The 3,856-nt window shown below is 68.7% G+C and carries 4 protein-coding genes; all 4 read right to left on the minus strand.

Annotated elements, in window-relative coordinates; translation table 11 throughout:
* Positions 1–287 precede the first annotated feature (287 nt).
* The gene (locus tag AB0958_RS44670; RefSeq protein ID WP_366896217.1) at positions 288–557 is read right to left on the minus strand and encodes a hypothetical protein; all 270 of its coding nucleotides are present in this window, start codon (positions 555–557) and stop codon (positions 288–290) included.
* 753 nt (positions 558–1,310) lie between these two features.
* Positions 1,311–1,967 carry a hypothetical protein gene (locus tag AB0958_RS44675; protein ID WP_366896218.1) on the minus strand — a complete coding sequence of 219 codons (657 nt, stop codon included), beginning with the start codon at positions 1,965–1,967 and terminating at the stop codon, positions 1,311–1,313.
* Between the two features lie 811 nt (positions 1,968–2,778).
* A complete protein-coding gene (locus AB0958_RS44680) occupies positions 2,779–3,207 on the minus strand; it encodes a MarR family transcriptional regulator (protein WP_366896219.1) in 429 nt (142 codons plus the stop codon).
* Positions 3,207–3,623 carry a polyketide cyclase gene (locus AB0958_RS44685; protein WP_366896220.1) on the minus strand — a complete coding sequence of 139 codons (417 nt, stop codon included), beginning with the start codon at positions 3,621–3,623 and terminating at the stop codon, positions 3,207–3,209. The genes AB0958_RS44680 and AB0958_RS44685 overlap by 1 nt, the downstream gene beginning before the upstream one ends.
* Positions 3,624–3,856: the final 233 nt, after the last annotated feature.

Raw genomic sequence — 3,856 nt, forward strand, 5'->3', positions numbered from 1 at the left:
GCGGGTACTTCCTCGGGGCAGGCATCGTCTGGGCTCCTCTCGTGAGACCCATCTGACCCCCTGTCACCCATCCCCGCATCTCGGGGGAACCTCAGATCGCTCAGGTTCCCGTTGGCCGCCGCAGCCATCACCGCCCGGACGGGACCCGGTGGTTCGGTTCCACCTTGCCCGGAAGCCAGTGGCACGGGCTGCGTCGACGCGCGATGGCCAGCGTGCCGGAAGCGGCGCGGGTATCCCGCTCGTCGGAGTCAGGCTGCTCCCTTCAGGCCAGCGTGGTGATCCAGGCATCACCGGGTGGAGGGACGAAGAAGTATCCGCCGCCGGTAGTGAGGGTGTACTCGGCCATGGCCTCGCCCTCGAGTCGGTGCCGTACGGCTTCGAAGCCCTTTGAGCATCGGCTCGCCGTAGCGGGCCTTCTCATCCTTGCGGGACGGCCGCAACATCGTGATGCCGTACTCACCCAGCAGCGTTTCGAAGTCCCGGCCCGTGAACTCCTTGTCGCAGATCAGGAGGATGCCGTTGTGCTCGGCCGCCACGCCCGCGTCGACGTCGAGCATCGCGGCCAGCACCTCTCGCTCCGCCGACCTTCGGGTCGCCCAGCGCACACAGGATCGGCATCCCCACCAGTGCAACGCCACGACGAAAGACCGCTGGCAGGCGGGCCGCCCGGGAGACACCGCACCATGCGCGGGGCACCAGGATCGGATCCACAACCGGTGATCTCCTGGAGGGTGGCGGCCGTGGCTCGGCCCGGTGCCACGGTTCCGTCCAGCAATCGGACGGCCGAACTCGCTGTCTTGGACGAGGCGCTCGGCGCGCGAGCAGGTCGCTCGGGAACCGTCGATGCCGGAGTGCTCGACGGACTCTCCGGAGTCGGCAAGACGACTACCGCCTGGCGATGGGCGGCAACGGCCCGAGGGCTCTTCCCCGGCGGACAGCTGTACGTGGATTTCGCGGCCCTGCACGACCAGTCCGCCCTTGTGACCGCTGTCGGTGCGGACGTCTCCGAGGCCCCTTGCCATGTGCCTGAGGTCGCTGTCAGGAAGCGACAACGGCGTTCCGGGTTAACTCGCGCAGCGGACCAACCTGTTCCGGTCGCGCTCGGCCAACCTGCGCCCTCTGCTGGTCCTTGATGGCGTGAACCAGCCCGCTCAGGTTCGTGCGCTGATCCCCAAGAGGCCCGGCAGTGCAGTGCTGGTCACGAGCCAGCGAAAGTGCCGGACCGCGACAGAGGCATGCGGCCCGGCACTTGAGTACCGGCGGGGCGCCGCACCGCGAACGCAGCACGGAACCGGGTGCACAGCGGGGTGCTAGAAGTGCCGCAGGCGCAGCAGGAACTGGCAGCCGCCGGAGCGGCTGTCGGTGTCGATTTTAACCGTGACCGGAGTGCCGGCGAAGGCCGAGCGGTACTGGCCCGCGGGCACAGCGTCCGGGCACTGGCCCGCGTCGCCGTCGGGGTAGAACTGGACGTCGAGGACGATTCTGCCCGTCACGGTGAAGGTGAGGTTGCACCAGCCCGGCCGGCCGTCGGTGTCGACCCTGACGGCCTGCCCGAACACCTGGATCGGCAGGATCGGCATCGCGTAGGTGCCCTGGTAGTTTCCGCACTGACCGGCGTCACCGCCGCTGCTGGGCTGGAGGGAGTAGCTGATGGAGGAGCCGGCGAGGGTGCCGTCCGGGTCGTAGACTCCGAACGCCAGCTGGCAGCCGCCGGAACGGTTGTCGGTGTCGAAGCGGATGGCCTGCGTCCAGTCCGGCGAGGCAGCCCACTGCTCCCCGGTCGTCCCGCCGCACTGGCCCGGATCGCCGTCGGCGTTGAACTGGACGCCGAGCTGTGGAGCTACGGCGAGCGGGGTCGCCTCCGTCGCGTACGCCGCCGTACCGGACAGTCCAACGGTCAGCAATGCGCCGGCGGCCAAGGCGCAGGCCAGCGTTCTCAGACGTCCGGCCACTCGTAATCCACGCATATGGGCGTTTCCTCCAAGGTTTCGTGGGCACGACGGCTGGGCCGCCGCGCCGCTGCCGTGTGCCGGCCGGCCGGGCGCGCCCGGTCGGCCCAGACCGAAGTATGGGCGCTGGCACCCCGCTCGTATCGCCGTGAACACGCCAACCTGTGAACCCAGTGCAACGGCCGAGGCGGTGGCCGATCTCCGGTCACTGACCGCCTACGAGCACCGACCGGAGATTGGACTTACGAGTTGGTGCGAGATGGCGGGTGAGGCGTCCCTAGCCTGCCCCTGACCTGTTGTCAGATGTTGATGTGACGGCCGGAGTTGCGGCTGGCGATGGCGCGGTAGGTGTCGGGCAGGCGGCTGCGGCGGTGTGCCCAGCGCATCAGTTGTTCCAGCGTTTGTAGTCGACGACGGCATGTTCACGGTCGAGGCTGGCATGGCCGTGGCCATGGCCATGGCCCGTCGTGCGACCACCTCGCGGGCCAGTTCCGGGTAAGACCAGTGTGACGGCGGGGCCCGGCCCCGCCAGGTACTCACCGTGTCCACGCACATCCACGTCTGCGCGGCGTCCGGGCGTCGGGGCACCCTCGGGCCGCCAGAAGTACGACGGTTGCCTGCTGCCGGGCCTGAGGTGGTGTCTTGTGACGGTGCGCCACCTTCTTCGGTCAGGTGGCGCTCGGAGGCGGTCAGCACGACGGTCGCGGCGGGGGTGGCAGGCATGAGAGGAGGGCGGCTGTTCCTGCCGGGGCGGTGGGGCCGGCCTGTTGCAAAGGCCACCGACCGGTGGGCTCGGTCCGGTGGCCTGCAGTTGTGGGTGAGGGGCGTTTCAGGTTTCGGGATGGGCCAGCTGGCCGAGCAGGGCTACCGCGTCGTCGAGGGGCACCGGTTGGAAGAACCGCGCGTCGGCGCGCTCAACTGCCTCAATCGCGCGTGGGGCCAGGTCGGCGCCGGTGTCGGTGACGCGCAGTCGTTTGGCGCGGGTGTCGGCCGGGTCGACTTCACGCTCGATGAGTCCTTTGTGTTCCAGGGTGCGCAGTACCTGGGAGGTCATCTTGACGTCGATGCCTGCTTGGCGGGCGAGGGCCAGCTGGTTGGGATGCTCGCCCTGAGTGTTGAGCCACCAGGTGCAGGCGAGCAGCACGAACTGCACATGGGTGAGATCGAGCGGGGCCAGGGCTGTGGCGATGTCGCGCTGCCAGCGCAGGGTGGCGTGCCACAGCAGGAATCCGGGGCTGGCGCCCGGGCTGAGGGGCATCAGCGAAGCGCCAGCTCGGCCAGCGAGGCCATTGTCTCGGGCCAGTCGGCGGTGATGCCCGGACCGATCTGCGTGCCGACCTCGTCGGCGCCGGCGCCGGTGATCTCCATCCGGTACACCACGCGGATCCGGTTGTGGTCGATCCGGTCGATCCGGTGGGTGGTGCGCAGCAGCAGGCCGTCGAAGCGCGCCTCGTCGACGAACAGTTCGTCTTCGACCGTCTCGGCGATGCGCAGCAGTACCGGGTCGTCCCCGGGCGGCGTCATCGTGATCTGGGTGCCCGCCGCGAACGGGCCATTCATCTCGATCTTCTCGATCTCGGCGTTCCAGGTGCCCCAGTTCTCAACGTCGGCCCAGTGCCGCCAGATCGCCCCGGGGGTGGCGCTGGTCTCGATGCTGTGCTCGTACTCCCACATGAGTGGTCTCCTCGGCTAGATGATCTGTCCGTAGATTATCTGCGCAGAGGCTATCTGTCCAATGGTGCGCGAACCCCATCCCGCGGCGCCGCGATCGCCCCCCGAGCCACTGCCGCGCCCGTACCACCGACAAGGTCCTACTAGGGTGCGTTTCAAATGTGCTGGTCATAGCCATTCGTTGATGGCTGCGACCAGCACGGTCGCCTCGTAGCGGACCGCCAACTTGTCGTACC

This window comes from Streptomyces sp. NPDC006655, from assembly GCF_040703965.1.
In the GTDB taxonomy this organism is placed as follows: domain Bacteria; phylum Actinomycetota; class Actinomycetes; order Streptomycetales; family Streptomycetaceae; genus Streptomyces.